Source organism: Haloarcula taiwanensis (assembly GCA_002844335.1).
Lineage (GTDB): Archaea > Halobacteriota > Halobacteria > Halobacteriales > Haloarculaceae > Haloarcula > Haloarcula taiwanensis.
Map to the genome: position 1 here is coordinate 1 of CP019156.1, position 14,566 is coordinate 14,566.

14 protein-coding genes and 2 pseudogenes are annotated in these 14,566 nt (G+C 55.7%); 11 read left to right on the forward strand and 5 right to left on the reverse strand.

Annotated elements, in window-relative coordinates; translation table 11 throughout:
• Positions 1-142: 142 nt before the first annotated feature.
• The gene (locus tag BVU17_17510) at positions 143-1,009 is read left to right on the forward strand and encodes a hypothetical protein (protein AUG49388.1); all 867 of its coding nucleotides are present in this window, start codon (positions 143-145) and stop codon (positions 1,007-1,009) included.
• Between the two features lie 169 nt (positions 1,010-1,178).
• Positions 1,179-1,343, forward strand: a pseudogene (locus BVU17_17515) (radical SAM domain-containing protein).
• Positions 1,344-2,303: 960 nt separating this feature from the next.
• On the opposite strand, the gene BVU17_17520 reads toward BVU17_17515, so the two are convergent.
• A complete protein-coding gene (locus BVU17_17520; GenBank protein AUG49493.1) occupies positions 2,304-2,504 on the reverse strand; it encodes a hypothetical protein in 201 nt (66 codons plus the stop codon).
• Positions 2,505-2,622: 118 nt separating this feature from the next.
• Entirely contained in the window at positions 2,623-3,657 is a 1,035-nt protein-coding gene (locus BVU17_17525; GenBank protein ID AUG49389.1) for an integrase, read from the reverse strand.
• A 905-nt stretch (positions 3,658-4,562) separates the two neighbouring features.
• Between BVU17_17525 and BVU17_17530 the strand changes: the two genes are divergently transcribed.
• From BVU17_17530 to BVU17_17560, 7 genes are all read left to right on the forward strand, one after another.
• Positions 4,563-5,432 carry a chromosome partitioning protein ParA gene (locus BVU17_17530; GenBank protein ID AUG49390.1) on the forward strand — a complete coding sequence of 290 codons (870 nt, stop codon included), beginning with the start codon at positions 4,563-4,565 and terminating at the stop codon, positions 5,430-5,432.
• Complete coding sequence (locus BVU17_17535; GenBank protein ID AUG49391.1) at positions 5,429-5,809, forward strand: hypothetical protein; 381 nt, start codon at positions 5,429-5,431, stop codon at positions 5,807-5,809. The genes BVU17_17530 and BVU17_17535 overlap by 4 nt, the downstream gene beginning before the upstream one ends.
• 213 nt (positions 5,810-6,022) lie before the next feature.
• Entirely contained in the window at positions 6,023-6,295 is a 273-nt protein-coding gene (locus BVU17_17540) for a hypothetical protein (protein AUG49392.1), read from the forward strand.
• Positions 6,296-6,352: 57 nt separating this feature from the next.
• A complete protein-coding gene (locus BVU17_17545) occupies positions 6,353-7,177 on the forward strand; it encodes a hypothetical protein (GenBank protein AUG49393.1) in 825 nt (274 codons plus the stop codon).
• A gap of 152 nt (positions 7,178-7,329) precedes the next feature.
• A complete protein-coding gene (locus BVU17_17550) occupies positions 7,330-8,322 on the forward strand; it encodes a hypothetical protein (GenBank protein ID AUG49394.1) in 993 nt (330 codons plus the stop codon).
• 567 nt (positions 8,323-8,889) lie between these two features.
• Positions 8,890-10,029: a cell division control protein Cdc6 gene (locus BVU17_17555; protein ID AUG49494.1), complete on the forward strand. Its 1,140-nt coding sequence runs from the start codon at positions 8,890-8,892 to the stop codon at positions 10,027-10,029.
• Positions 10,030-10,200: 171 nt separating this feature from the next.
• Entirely contained in the window at positions 10,201-10,782 is a 582-nt protein-coding gene (locus BVU17_17560) for a hypothetical protein (GenBank protein AUG49395.1), read from the forward strand.
• Between the two features lie 656 nt (positions 10,783-11,438).
• Here BVU17_17560 and BVU17_17565 read toward each other — a convergent pair.
• Positions 11,439-12,086, reverse strand: coding sequence for a hypothetical protein (locus BVU17_17565; GenBank protein AUG49396.1), 648 nt, complete (start codon positions 12,084-12,086; stop codon positions 11,439-11,441).
• A 214-nt stretch (positions 12,087-12,300) separates the two neighbouring features.
• Between BVU17_17565 and BVU17_17570 the strand changes: the two genes are divergently transcribed.
• Entirely contained in the window at positions 12,301-13,320 is a 1,020-nt protein-coding gene (locus BVU17_17570) for a hypothetical protein (GenBank protein AUG49397.1), read from the forward strand.
• Positions 13,321-13,339: 19 nt separating this feature from the next.
• Here BVU17_17570 and BVU17_17575 read toward each other — a convergent pair whose 3' ends face one another.
• Complete coding sequence (locus BVU17_17575) at positions 13,340-13,600, reverse strand: hypothetical protein (protein ID AUG49398.1); 261 nt, start codon at positions 13,598-13,600, stop codon at positions 13,340-13,342.
• Between the two features lie 85 nt (positions 13,601-13,685).
• On the opposite strand from BVU17_17575, the gene BVU17_17580 reads away from it, so the two are divergent.
• Entirely contained in the window at positions 13,686-13,931 is a 246-nt protein-coding gene (locus BVU17_17580) for a hypothetical protein (GenBank protein AUG49399.1), read from the forward strand.
• 277 nt (positions 13,932-14,208) lie between these two features.
• Here the strand turns inward: BVU17_17580 and BVU17_17585 are convergent.
• Positions 14,209-14,434, reverse strand: a pseudogene (locus tag BVU17_17585) (IS5 family transposase).
• Between the last annotated feature and the right edge of the window lie 132 nt (positions 14,435-14,566).

Here is a 14,566-nt window from a genome sequence, read left to right on the forward strand (position 1 = left end):
AACCCCCACCAGAGGTAGTATTGTGATTTTAAATCAGTAACCAGAATACTTAATCCTACTTATTGAGACAGTATATTTAATGAGGAAGCTTGCGACAGTATTCGGCCTTTGTATAGCAGTATCCCTCTGGGCGGGGATCGCGATGGGTGCGGGAACGACCAGTGTCGTGGTCCAGCCTTCGACTGACACTGTTACGGTTGGAAACACAACCACTGTTGATATCGTAGTCACGTCGACCACAGGCGGGGTCGGCTCACTGGATCTCGATATCGCAAGCACCAACGATTCGGTTGCAACAGTCTCGAACACGTCTGTTGCTGGAAATCCAGAAACAGTCCAGTCCTCTGAGGAGGCGAACGGCGTCCGCATTGCGGCGACTGGAATGGATACCGCCGACAGTGGCTCGACGTCTGTTGTCTCAGTCACGCTCACCGGCAAGGCTGCCGGGACAAGCGATGTGGACCTGACCGTTGCAGCCGTCGGTGACGAATCCGGGACCGCATACAATGTCACCAGCGTCCGCGATGGAACACTGACAGTCGAGTCCGGAGAGAACGCAACGGAGGCGCCAACACCGACTCCGACTGCAACAGAGACACCAACAGAAACGCCTGCAGAGGAAGACTCGTCGAGTTCCGGCGGTAGTAATGATGACGGTGATAATGATGGCGGTGATGACGATGACGATGATAGCGACTCCAGCGGCAGTGACTCTGGTGACACAGTAACAGCGACGGCCACACCGACAGTAACGGAACCGACGCCCGGTGACACCCCTACAATGACTACGGAAACTGAACACTCGACTGGGACAGACACCAAGCAGTCAACCCCGACCCAGACCAGTAGTGGTGGGCCAGCAATCACGCCGAACGTGACGGACACACCGTCTCAGACCGCGGCCACAGACACTGTCGAGCCGTCTGGCGGCTCACCCACGAATCTGCTTATTGCCGGGAGCATGATCGTCGCTGTTCTCGGTGGGATCATCATCTATCGTCGGTTGTAGAAGCGATTCCAAGACACACGACACGTTCTCACCTCGCTGACCGGCTCAATTGGATGGCGTCTATAGCCTCCATGTGAAGAGGCACTGGCAACTTCCCCACCGTCGATGATCTCGTTCGGTTACCATCGGCTCGTCGATTCCGTCCTTCGACGCCACACTCGTCAGGGCGATGGAACCGAACGCCCCGCCACCGATGACTCGCTGGCAGGCGGTAGACGAACTCCAGCAGGCCGGTGTGTCAGTGTTCGTCTCGATGTCGACCACATACCCGCCGATGGGCGAAGACGACTTTCACGAGCTACTCAGCTACTTTAGAGCGCTCGGTGAGGTCGTCGGTTCTGGCAGCTCCCCGTCCTCGGTTGCCTCGGACCAATCGCCAATACAGTGCCAGCGCTGTTCGCACCCGGGACAGTACGGCGAGCCCGTGCCCCAGCGTTGTGTCGGGAGGTCGAGACCCTGGCTAACACTTATTTCCGAAGACAGGCAATTTTTGCGTGGAAGGAACACTGTCACACGCTCCTTCCATCCCCTTTCCATGCCTGATGACACGCGAAGTCTCGGTCGCTGCCCAAACTGCGACGAGCGTATCACAACTCCGTGGCTGCTGGTTGAATACGAGAAAGACGATGGTACGGAGAGTATCTGGGCCGAGTGTCCAATGTGTGAAGATGTCGTTGCACCAGAGTAGTTCCGAACTCCCAGACTCGCGTTCTTCAGTCTGAGAGGCTTCGAGAAGTGACTAACCAACATTCAGAGTGGATTGTACGCCAGTGTTGGTTAGCCCCAGCGTAGCAGGTTTTGAGAAGATCCAGAAGCCGAAACAACAATTGTAGCCGTTGATAGTAGCGTACTGGCGTCCATACCGACGGTTGACTGAGTATTACAATAGGGGCCCGTCACGGTGCCTGCGTGCGGTGTCAACGCAGGCCCGGAGTATCATGCTCACCGCTGCGATGTCAGAACCATTCAGTGTACTCGCCACAGTGGGTACACTCGGCACGGGTACGCCACTCGTCCCCGTGCTCGTGATCAACCGGTGCAACCTTGACTACCCGGATGTCGATGGAGCCACACTGTGGACATTGCCCCGGAATTTCCGCGTTAGCCACGCTGAACTATTGCCCCCATGAATGGTCCAGTCGTGACTAAGTAATGATAGTTACGCTGCAGAAACATTGATTGAGTGATGGATAAGTTAGCAAGTATAAGAGTTCATGACAGCCACTATCGATTACTGTGGGCATGGGGCTTTTTCAGAGAGTGTGAAACGGCTACGCTGTGGCCTGTGTATCCCTCATCCGAAGCGACGAGCGAGTTCATAAGCGACGGTAGTAGGAACAGTGATTGCGAGAATCACGAATGCGATCTCATCGACAGTCGGACCGGACTGCGTGAGCGAACTGTAGAATATCAAAGCGCCAGTAGCAAGCACCCCGACAACAGTTGATACGTATTCTGGGTCTGTCCACTGACTCGGAGGGTCTCTGGAGGGCATATGAGGAAGCTGTGTTTGTGTGGCGGGTAACGTTTTTGCAGTCTCCCTGTCCGTACGAATCCCGGCGTACATGGACCACCTGTACTGGCTGTTGCAGCGATAAATAGAGTTGCTGTATCTATAACAGCCGTTCTGTGTCTGAGATGATATCGTTCGCTTCGTCACGCGTGCGTTTTGCGGCCTCCTGAGCGTAGCCTTCGTGGGTTGTCTCGATAGACTTGTGCCGGAGTACGTCCTGTGCCAGCTGTGGATTCTCGCGATAAATCTCCCGCCCGAGGCCACGACGGGCGCCGTGTGGCTTTAGTGGTTCCTCGAACTCATAGTCGGCCCACTCACAGAGATCGGCGAGGATATTTCGAGCCGACTGTGTGGTGATCGACGGCGTGGGATCAAGCGCTTTCGCAGCGTTGTCGAGTCTGGGGAAGACGGCCTCATTCTCGTCAGGTTCTCGAAGTTGCTTCCAGCGCCGGAGCGGGCGAAGCGCGTCGTCAAGGATCGGTGCAGACTCGCGGGTGCGATTCTTGCCGAACACCTGCATTGTGCCAGCCTCTAGATCGACATGACGCCACCGGAGGCCGTTCCGTTCCTCGTCATCAGAAACAGCGACGAGCTCCGCGCTGCGAGCACCGGAGTAGGCGAGCAGGAAGACGAGTGCCTGGTCACGGTAGGCCGCCGTGCGGTCGATGTCGTCGCTTTCGCCGGCCTCATCGACACGGGCGGTGGCTGTCGCACAGATAGCGTCGCGGTCTCGTGCGGTCCAGTATTGCTGGTCTGTTTCAGTCTCGTCAGTCGGGAGTGGGCCTTCGGCGTGGTTGGTCTTGGCCGGGTTCGTCGGAATTAGGCCCTCGTAGACGGCCCACGTGAGGAACGAGCGGACGTAGGCGAAGTAGCGTCGGGCGGTTTCTGGTGAGATATCGTCTCTGTCGTCGGCCCGGGCCAGGTCACGAGCGTACTGCCGACAAAGGTCGTCGTCGATGTCTTTGGGACTGGAGATACCGTGCTGGTCCCGGGACCAAGCTGCGAACTTCCGCAGCACGCTGGCGACGTTCGTTTGGTAGCGCCCGGAGTCGATATCGACGAGTCGTTTCTCGATGGCTACTTCGAGGGCATCACCCCCGGGAGTAGCGTCGTATGCAGGCGGAAGCCGATCCATGCTTCCCGTACAGCGGCGGTCCGGGTAAAACTGGTGTTGCTTACTGACATAATACAAACCTATCTACAAAGCCAGAATATCGCCGTCTCAGGCACTCTGTGCGTGAATATTCGGGATTTCTGTGTCTGATAAAGTCTATATAGCTATATCAATCTGCCCCAAATTCTGACCTCTAAGAAACAACATATTAGCATAGATCGTGCAGGAGACCAAGATGGACTCTGATGCGTGAGGATTTAGACGTCTCAGCGGTTACAGTGGGCTGAGAATGAAGTAAGATTGGTTCATGATAGGTTATACTTTAATACCTGCGAATAAATAACAAATATGTGACTAATAGTTTTGATAAGCTAGGGGGCGAATATCTGCGTATCAAGTTGGCCCTTGTAGTATGGGCATTTGTTACAGTTGCTGCTACCCTGATAGTGGAGATGTTCATCAAGAATGTATTTGGTTTAGTTCTATCTCTGATAGTAGGAATTATATTCGCGTTCGTCACATACCGAGGAATTTAGATTTTCTTGACTTCCGATCTGACCTTCCCAAAGTGATCAACTTCATGATCGCACATTTATCCAGCTTGGTTACCTTCCGAACTGTTGAGAGGACTTCTTTGGTTTTCTCGTGAAGCGGTTCGAATGCTCTTGCACAGGTCGCGGCTGTGTGGGTCATCGTGATAGCTGATGACCCACACGCCACTCAGCCATTCATGGAAATTGACGGTTACAACAGTGCGTTCGTTCAGTTATCCGTCGAATCACACGCATTAGGAGCGTCATTCTGGACTACATATATGAGTCTTAGACAAGCATCTTAGATAACTGTCTTAGCTAACTATCTTAGATAAGACTCTTAGATTAGTTGTCTGACGAAGTTACTTATCTTAGAGAGACACAGAAGAACATATGCTGAGCTACACAGTGTACTCTGAAGCTGGGGGCGTCGGCAAGACATCGCTGACCGCGAACCTCGCCGTCGCACACGCCCGGGCCGGTCTCGATGTCCTGACCATCCCACTCGATCCACAGGATGGTGACCTCTCCAGACTGCTGGGTGTCGACGACGACCGCGCCGACAGTAGCGCCGACAACCTCGTCCGGCATATGGTAAACAGCCCCCGAGGACCGTTCGAGGATCTCATTTGTACCGCCGACGGCGTTGACGTCGTCCCAGAGCACAATATGCTTTCGGACCTCTCGGACCACCTGTCCCGTGAGCAAGACAAAGCTGAGGATCTCGGCGACGCGTACAACATCTACGCGCAGTTGCAGCGTGTACTTCGTGATGCCGGCGTTGCCGACAAGTACGACATCCTCATCTGTGACCCACCGGCAACTGAGTCGGACCACCTCTACAACGCAATCTACGCGACGCGGAATCTCGTCATCCCCGTCGAACCTTCCTGGAAGGGGCAGGCCAGTGTCGAGGGGCTTGCCGAACTCGCTAGTAACTTCGCTGACCAGCTCAATATCGATGTCGGCGTCCTCGGCGCCGTCCCGAACGGTGTCAAAAACACGAGCGACCAGCGCGAGATGCTCGATGACATCGAGTTCGCCACGCCAGAGACCATCGGCGACAGGACATCGCTCATGGAAGGCTGCTGGAAGCAGCAGTGCTCTGCATTCCGATATGTCCAAGAGCATCGCGACCGCCGCCGCGACTACGAGGTCGAGACGCTTGCTCAGTTTGACCGTCTCGCCCGGTTCTTTGAGGCCGAAGCCGGCGTCGATGCACCGAGTCCGCCCGAGCCCGGCGCACTGGAGGAAACAGCATGACGGGCTTCAAGAGCGGTGCGAGTAATGACGACCCGCTCGGCAACGATGATGATAGCGACGGAGACGACAACGATACGCCGGCGATGACCGACGCGGAGATATCTATAGAGTCAGACACCGATGTCACGGAAGAGCCGTCTACGTCAAGCCTGCCGTGGATCTACGCGCGCAATGGAATTACCGATGGCCGCGCCCGGACCGTGCAGCTCCACCTGCAGCAATCGACTCTCGATAAGGAGCAAGCCGCGCTGCGAGACGTCGATATCACTGAATCAGTTAATAAAGCCGACCTCCGCGAAGCAGCGTATTTAGTGGGTCTTGCCAATTTAGACGCCGTCGCCGGCCAGTTACGGGAGTGGGGCTACGACGCAGAGTAACCAAGGGATATCTTGGAAAAATATACACCGGTCTCTCAGTTGCGGCAGTATGTACAGGACGATCAAAGCCGGCGCTGGCTTCGTGTTCGTTGGGACAATCGGCGTAATTGTCGAACAGACAATTTTGAGCACCAGTATCGAAGTTACCTCCGGACCGTTTTCAGGCGCAATCAGGGCCGTGGCGGCGCTGCCACAACTGAGTATCGTCGCCGGGTGTGCAGTTATACTGGCCTCTGTTTTGACAGATTGATTTATCAGAACCGGAAGCTCCTACTCTGGCAGCTCGCAGCAGACGGACGCTCGTTCTGTGGTATCCAGTTTATCGCTCGGGAGCGTGACTTGCAGGACGCTTCTATCGACGAGCAAGTCCAAGCCTTCGTCGACGATATGCTCTCTGACGGAAAGGTCCGGCCAGAGTACGACGCGATGGCGGACTGGGAAGCCCTGGAAGCGAACCACGGCGACACCGCCGACCAGTACCTCTAGACCAGACTCCGCCGCAGGGCGATTTTGTGCTGCCTCAGTGGCTGGAGGCTTTCCAGTATGTTGCCGACAGACGAACCACCGTTTGACCCGATCTTCGTCGATGAACCGCTGCTGATCCCAAACTACAAAGAGACGATCATCAGCAAAGTCGGCTTACCGTTCTACGCCGACGTTGACCGCCCCGATGAAGTGCCCGCTGATGAGCGCGAGCGAACCATCGACCTCGCAGAACGAATCCTGCGCGCCGGCGGCGTCCGAACCGGCTTCGGGCACCACGAAGAAGTCCGAACCTCGATGGAGTCGTGGGCTCCCAATGCCGACGAGGAACGCGACGCTGACCCCGGCTACTGGCGGTCGTCAGTTCTCTTGATGTCTCCCCAAGGGATGAACTTCGGACAGCTGGACGGCGAACCCGAACAAAAGCACAAGAAGGCCAAGACCGTGCTTGCGTGGGCCGCCGACTGTATCGACAGTGACGTCCTTCAGGAGATCGAGCGGTCCCAAGCCGAGGATATCAAGCAAGCGTGGCGCGACGCCGCAGAAGCCGAACTGATCCAACGTGAGATCGAGCAGTTCGCCGAGGTCCCGCCAGACAAACTCGACGGGTGGACGAAACTTGACGCCAACCACGACGCTGTCAAGGTCGCATACGTTGCTGACAACCATGGGACGCCGTCGGTCGCGGCCGTCTTTGAAGGCGCTGACAGCGAGTTGGAGGCGCTTGAGTTCACGCTGGAAGAGTGGCAAGAGAACGACGGCAATCCTCGCGAGGCCCGGCTGAACCGGTACTGCGTCACCACTGACGGTGACGGGGCCTACGCCCAACTCCGGTCGCATCTGCTGTCCTTCGAGGTCGAGCCGATGGAGCTACTCGAAGTGTAGGTCATTTCTGCGCTGAGTATGGTCACATCTCAGGTTCACCACACCGTGTTTCGAGTGTAAACACTACTTCCGTCTGGTGGTTTTTCACCGGAAACGGTGGTGTGTGCACGCGTGAGCAGTAGTCATTTGATGGTGGCAGTACTGGATCGAATATGTCGTTCAGTGTCAACTGGCATACGCTGTTGGAGGAGGCTGATGAACTCCCATCTGATGCAGTGCTGGTGACGCCACTCTCACATACGCCGTTCCGGATCAGTGAGACACAGGAACACCGAATCATCGTCGACTACGTGGAAAAGGATGAGACACGACCACTCCAACGCGAGCAGTTCGAGACGCTGTTTCGGCGGGTGCATGACGAACCAAATCAGGAGTTCGCTCTTGACCGATTGCCACCCGATGCCGAGCCGTTCGCTACGGTCTGGTCGCTTCATCCACGAATAGAGATTGACGAAGACGCCGGTATCATCCGACAAAGCGACCTCGAAACCACGACACAGATCGCCACGACCGGCGATGAGGATGAAGGAACCGAGCGGACTGAGCCGGATCTGCAAGTGTACAGCGACGCACTTCTATTGACCGACGCCCTTGAGCGCCACGACGTCGACACGTTTGGGGATATCGAGACGGATACGCTCGTGGACCTGTACACGATGCTGTCGGATGTCCAGCGGAGTGCCAACGACCTTCGGAAAGAGGTCGCTGACGTCATCCTGAGTCGGCTCCATCACGACCAGCCAGTCAGCGGACAGTTTGGCTCCGTCCAGCGGACCGCACGTCGCCAACGCTCACTCAAAGACGATGAGACTGTGCTGAACGCGCTGGAAGCCGCCGGTATCAACCGGGAGCGCGTGACGAGTGTTGATCGGGACAAGGTGGACGACGCACTCGACGTGACCGAGCTGTCCGAGACGGATCTGTACGACATTGAGAGTACCGAGTACGTCCGCAAAGCCGATGTTGACGAGGAGACCAAAGAGACCCGGCTTCAGGGACTGAAAGATCGCCTTGTCGCCAGCGATGCTGATAATGAGGAAGTTCAGCAGCTCCAAGACGAGATTGCAGAACTCGAAGACCGCATCGAGGAGCTGACCTCCTTTGAATCCGGAGCTTCGTATCACACTTCTTCAGCGACCGAATGAGCGCTCATCGGCTGTCTGCTTGTAGTAGTCTGTTGTCGCCTCAGGTGAGCAAATCACACTAGGTGTAGCTGTTCTATCGGTTTGAACTGTCAGCAACAAAAACTCAGGCTCAGACACACACACCAGATTTTGAGTAAGGATTATACGATTAGTGTCGTAGAAGACGAGATAACTTGATCTGGAGTAAGTTCTTTACTCCAAACTAGGTGTGTTCCTCTAGTCTAGTTGTTCTAGTAAGTAGTAGTGTAGTCCGCGTAGAGACAACGAACGTGTCGCCACAACCTTCTATGTCGCTTCTCTCTGCCCCGGCCTACTTGTCCTTCTTACTCCAAACTAGGTGTGTGTCCCCCTCCATCTTACTCAAAATCTGGTGTGGGCCAGCTAAGTTTTGTGTAAGAAGGAAATCCTGATATCTGTCTTTTCACTTGGTTTCCTGGGCGTCTTACTCATAATCAGGTACCTAAGTTTTATTTCGCTGACTGCTGTCTAACTCTAATAATGGATAGCGAGGACGGGTCAGAGACACTCCATAGCGTATTTGATAGTGTCGATAAGAGCGGAGGAAGAATCTTTGAGCAACGTGAGATCCTTCAAATTGACTACGTACCCAGTGAAAAACGAATCGTCGGGCGGGATGAACAGATAGAGAAAGTTGCTGAGGAGATTGGGCCAATTGTCGTCGGGAAGCCGCCGAATTCGATCATCATCTACGGGAAAACCGGATGTGGGAAGTCACTCGTCGCAAAGCACGTCTCCAAGATTGCTCGGGAAGAAGCTGAAAACCGGGATGTGAAGCTTGCTACAGGATATATTAATTGTCAGCAGGCAAAGGGTAACTCTGACGCTCTGAGCAAATACGGTCGTGCAATCAACCCACCAGAAAGCGGTGTAAAGTTTCCGGCACGCGGGATTTCAGAGAACGAGTACTTTGAACGGGTGTGGTCGGTCCTGAACGAATTTTATGACGCTGCAATCATTGTCTTAGACGAGGTTGACAAACTCAATAACGACGATCTTTTGATGGCCTTGTCAAGAGCCGGGGAAGACGGGAGTGTTGACGTTCCAATTGGAGTGATAGCGGTATCAAACAAAATCAACTATCGGGACAAAATGAGCGAACGGACAAAGAGTTCATTCGGCCATAACGAGTTTATTTTTGAACCCTATGATGCGGAGCAAATTCGAGAGATACTTCAAAATCGGACCGATGCCTTCGTTGACGGCGTCCTTGAGGAGGGAGTCATTCCTCGTGCTGCGGCACTGAGCGCCAAGGAACATGGAGACGCACGAAAGGCTATGCGCCTCCTCCGATATGCTGGTGACCAAGCGAACAAGGAGAACGCTGAGCGAGTAAAAGAGTCACACCTTTCGGATGCACGCGCCTCAGCAGAGTCTGACCGGTTGCTTGAATTGATTTCTGGGCTTCCGCCCCATAGCAAGCATGTTCTAGTCGCGCTAGCGAACCTCAGTCAGAACCACCCAGACCGAGAATGGTTCCGGACGATGCGAATACGCGAGATGTATCTCAATATTTGTGATCAGAGTGGGGCAGACCCGCTTTCAACAGAACGGACCCGACAGCTACTCAACGAACTCTGCTTCTTAGAGATCGCAGGGAGTCGACGAGGGACTGGAGAGGGGAAAGGGCACTATAGCCAGTACACTCTCCTGTGGGACGCAGATATCGTCCTCACACTTGAAACCTGAATTACAGTCTCTTTCTCCGGCAAGGCGAATTCCTTGGGGTTGCGCTCATTTCGTGAGACGTAACCAGAACTCGCTACGTGCCCAGCTACCCCAGCTGTTCTCATCAAAACTCTATTTTTTGGCCCCCAGTCGGGTGCGGGGCGGTCCAGTGAGAGCGTCCCGACAGTACCCATGGCATCGAAGACCACAAACAGCGATCAGACCGGAGAACAGCAATCAGCATCCAGCGAAGCGCAGTTCCCAGACCTCACAGTCCACGCCGAGGGGACCGCAGATCGACTTCGGCGTGTGAATGAACCCGGGAAGGCCGATTGTCTCGAAACAGTCGAGGTCGAGCTAGCTGTCGAGTACGATATCGCCTCCTACGACGAGTGGCGCAGTCTCGTCGACCCAGACTACGCCATACACGGACGGACCGTTGAGAAGGGCACGATTATCGACGACCTGCTTGACAGACTTGAAGGCCACTACCGCCGGCAGTCGTCCTCTAGGTATGAAGCCCCGGACTGGAATCTCACGGTGACCGGCTCGGCGACTGCTTGGCGACGACTCTTGATGGAATTTTCCCAGATGCGAGGTTCAGATTCCGACCGTGCCCACAAAGGCACCCTTCGTCTCAAACGGTTGCTCGCCGCAGACCTCGTAGACACAGGCGCAGCGCTGGCTGCCCTCGAACTCATCAACCAGTACGATCTGGACAGATCAACGGACACGTTCATCGCAGAAGTGACGGACAGCACGGACGGCGAGTAGCCAACTCGTCGTGTCTTGGTCTCGGCTCTTACCAAAGACAGTGAAACACTGGTATCTGTCTCGGGGTTGGTAGATTGGGCTGTGCAAGATGCACAGCGCGAGTCTTACACCAACCCCGCTCTGGATTACAGAGAATCCGAATCAGCGGCACAGAAGTGCTACTTCTTGCGTTTCTAGGGTTCTAATCCATATTCCCCTGGATCATACTCACCAAGAACGGGAACAGATAGTATCAGTGTTCCACACACAGCCAGAGAAACCCCAGAACATATCTACACTGAGCGGGCCTACAGTGGCCGGACTACTGCCCGGGTTAGAGAGTACGATAGTCATTATTGCCCCGCATACACCAAGAATTGGGAGTCGGTAATGGTGGATTTTTGCCAATATTCGGAGCACGTTTCAACAGTTTCTGCAATTTCCAATCGTAATATTGTTTTTGTATACTCAAACCACACCTCGGATAGCCGGGCTAATTCAGCAGATTAGGAATAGTATGGCTGCCATCGTCGTGCTGACTGTACCCTCTGAGTCGGTCACCGCGTTTATGACAGAAATGGCAGGAGTCCGTTGAGAGACTGCTGAATAGAAGGCGCGTATCCCGCAACGGAAGTCACACCGCAGCCCGCACAGTCGAGGGAACTGATGAGAAGTAGTCACGACGGTACGAATAGCCGGAACGGACGAAAAAACCGGGCCAGAGCGCGCCGGGTGTTGTCCCTGACGAACGCCCACGCCCCGATTTTCGACTCGTCGAGGTGCCACTGACCGCCGTCCCTGTAGGCGGTGTCCGCCTGCTCGTGGTAGTCCAGTGCCTCGCGGACACGTGACTCGGTCATATCACAGGCATCAGCGAGTTCCGGGACCGTCTTCGGACCGTCCTTCAGTTCCTCGGCGACGAGGTGGCCGACCTGCATCGACAGAAACACTTCGCTGGAATCGGCTTCAGCCATCCCGTCGTCGCCCGACAGAATGCCTTCCCGGAGGCTATAGAGTGCGTCCAGCAGAAGCCAGCCACCGCCGCCGACTCCGACCGCGGCGACTGTCGCGTCTCCTTGCGCCCAATAGGCGACCCCACCGGCAGCTACGGCAACGAGACCGAGTACGAGTCGGAAATGGCGTTCATCCAGTCCGGGCAACGGACGCGCGAGTTCGGCGGATTCGCCCACGAGCACGACAGCTGCGACGATGATAGCCTGCGACCAAGTGAAACCGAACACGAGACCGAACAGCGCAATCAGCCCCACGGCGTAGGCGGCACGGCGGACGGGGCTGGTGCCCAGCAGAGAGTCAGTCAGGGACATTATGTGTCAGGAAGGGACCCGATTCTTAAAACAATCGGGCCACGGTTTCATCGTCGGAACCACCAGTGCAAATGTGTCGTTGCTGTCTTCATACTCTACATTTTGCACGGCAACCAGTGACAACATCATCAGGTCGACAACTGTTTCACTGTATCAGGCAAGACTCTCGCTCTCTGTTGGTTTGTGCTTCCCTCGGGGCTGGAGTTTAAATACGATGACGAACGCAACCAAGCGTGTGACTGACCGAAATCCTGAGTACGATCCCGCTGATATCCGCGGCGCAGCGAGTTCCGATCCTGAAACGAGGGGGAACGGACGGGAACGAGTCCTCGAATCCACCAAGTATCCCGACCGTACAGAGGATGATGCTCGCACCTGTAGAACCTGCGGACAGGACATTCCACGGGACGAGCGCCAGTGTCCGTTCTGCGCTCAAACCGGCGTCTCCGAGACTTCGTCCGACGATCAGGATAGCAGCCCACTTGGAGAGTGGACGTTCGGGCGGGTTGTTCTGGCGCTCGTTGAAGCGAACACTGACTTCCATGCACGAGCGCTCGGCGCTGCGGCCTTCTCCGTTTCCGACAGCATCGCGAGCGGCGAAGACACCTCCCATGGAACGGTGAAGTGCCGAGCAGCGTTCGGCACCGAGCCAGCCGCCACTCTCACGCAGGGCTGGCCCGATCTGCCGACCGAAACCACGATCGACGAGGAACCCGCACAGGCGCTCTTGGAGACAGCCGACGAACAGACCAACTGGGACGGAGATGGAGACGACGTCCAGCCACGGATCTATCTCGAGGACGGGTCGCCAGTCACCGACCGCTCAGAGTTCCAGCAGATTCTGACCGAGTTCCGAGAGGATGATGGGATGTACTGGCTTGTTCCCGGCGTCGTGCAGCGCCATCAGGCAAGAGCCGAACCGGAGATAATCGGTATCGGGTTCCACTGTCGGCAGTGTGGCGCCGTGACGGGACACGAATCGCACGGACTCGATGGCTTCGAGTGTCACCCACATCTTGACCGGCTGATCTGGACCTGCAGGGAGTGTGGGCAGCACCGACACGAGCCCGAACAGGAAGATAACACGGAGGAAGTCACAGGCTATGAGCATCTTCCCGACGGCGTCTCACCGGAGGATATCCACGGCGACGAGCCAGACTTCCAGGAACAAGAGTTTCAGGACCAGATCAGTGCCTATCGCGAGCGGAATGGCTTCTTCCCGTGGGAGCGGTAGTCCTCAGTTGAAATCGCAGTCAATCCGGCAGTAGTCGATCTAAAACGACACTCGTCCCGTCTTCGGTCCGGGGCACTGTAGTCTCCAGCAAGTGCTCGTCACGTTCGTCGACGTCGAGAATACCGGGTTCGACGAGACGGGGACCGTCCTCCCGTTCGCCGGTGAGGGTCAGGCACAGCTGGCCGTTGACCTTCCCTCCGACAACCGAGATTGTACCGACTTCGTCGGGAAACGAGACGGTCGTCCAGCCATCGGGTTTCCGGACCCGCAATTCGGTCATCAGTTCTTCTTCTCACGGCGAAACTCATCAGCGCTCTGGCTGGCGTAGAGGGGGATTTGTGTCTCCCTCGGAGCCGGAGGAGATCATGAGTACGACAGTGCCTTCCTTCGAGGAGTATGACTTCGACCGCGGTGACCACGTCCGAGCCGACTGGACAGACGGAGACGGCCCACTCGATGCAGTCGTCGGAACCGTTACAGATATCTCAGATTCCGGCGGCAACGTGATCGTCTCTGTCGAGGCTGACGACGACCAGTATCCCGACCGCTCGATCTACGGCGGGACCCATGATTGCGCTCCCGAGTGGGTCGAGCCACTAGAGCAATCCTAGTCTGACAGCAAGGGAACTCATCCCTATTTTGTGAGCCTCCGCCGGGTGAGGGGTTTCCCGAACATGAATCGCGAACATATCTTGTTGCACGCAAGATAGCGTCGGCGTAGGGTTACTAATCCACAATTTCACGCCGCTAAAGACGGCTTTTTCGACCTCAGAAGATACAGCAGCCGCCACTCACAATATCTGCTGAAAAGTCAAAAATATTTCATTTGACTCCATTGTTTCGGTGGCGACGTCGATTCCTCTCCTAGATACGTCCGGAGAAGGGAGTCAGGCGGCGGCGCTCACGCATCCGGTACTCTTGTTTCCACCGGCACAGCGAGCTATAGTGCGGTGTCTCCTCAGAGCCGAACACAGCGGGAATACCGGGCATCTCGTTGAGATTGGCTTCCGTCTCACGGAGACTCTTCTCCAGTTCGACACGGTACAATCAACGCGATCTGTACCCACTCGGCGTACCCGTCCGCGCTATCCGGGACCGACTTGACGGAGCCGATTGCTCCTACGGCCGACGATGACTAAGCAGGTCCGAACAGGTGGCATCTGGAACCGCCGTAGATTAGCCCTTTTCCAGATGCCATTACGGTTACACTCTGTGCAGTTAGATACTGGGATACAAAATTGAGAGG

Excerpts from the sequence above, each read along its gene's own strand:
- BVU17_17570 (AUG49397.1), top strand. The coding sequence starts at position 12,301 with ATGACGAACGCAACCAAGCGTGTGACTGACCGAAATCCTGAGTACGAT.
- BVU17_17545 (AUG49393.1), top strand. The coding sequence starts at position 6,353 with ATGTTGCCGACAGACGAACCACCGTTTGACCCGATCTTCGTCGATGAA.
- BVU17_17575 (AUG49398.1), bottom strand. The coding sequence starts at position 13,600 with ATGACCGAATTGCGGGTCCGGAAACCCGATGGCTGGACGACCGTCTCG.
- BVU17_17530 (AUG49390.1), top strand. The coding sequence starts at position 4,563 with ATGCTGAGCTACACAGTGTACTCTGAAGCTGGGGGCGTCGGCAAGACA.
- BVU17_17560 (AUG49395.1), top strand. The coding sequence starts at position 10,201 with ATGGCATCGAAGACCACAAACAGCGATCAGACCGGAGAACAGCAATCA.
- BVU17_17550 (AUG49394.1), top strand. The coding sequence starts at position 7,330 with ATGTCGTTCAGTGTCAACTGGCATACGCTGTTGGAGGAGGCTGATGAA.
- BVU17_17520 (AUG49493.1), bottom strand. The coding sequence starts at position 2,504 with ATGCCCTCCAGAGACCCTCCGAGTCAGTGGACAGACCCAGAATACGTA.
- BVU17_17565 (AUG49396.1), bottom strand. The coding sequence starts at position 12,086 with ATGTCCCTGACTGACTCTCTGCTGGGCACCAGCCCCGTCCGCCGTGCC.
- BVU17_17535 (AUG49391.1), top strand. The coding sequence starts at position 5,429 with ATGACGGGCTTCAAGAGCGGTGCGAGTAATGACGACCCGCTCGGCAAC.
- BVU17_17580 (AUG49399.1), top strand. The coding sequence starts at position 13,686 with ATGAGTACGACAGTGCCTTCCTTCGAGGAGTATGACTTCGACCGCGGT.
- BVU17_17510 (AUG49388.1), top strand. The coding sequence starts at position 143 with ATGGGTGCGGGAACGACCAGTGTCGTGGTCCAGCCTTCGACTGACACT.
- BVU17_17525 (AUG49389.1), bottom strand. The coding sequence starts at position 3,657 with ATGGATCGGCTTCCGCCTGCATACGACGCTACTCCCGGGGGTGATGCC.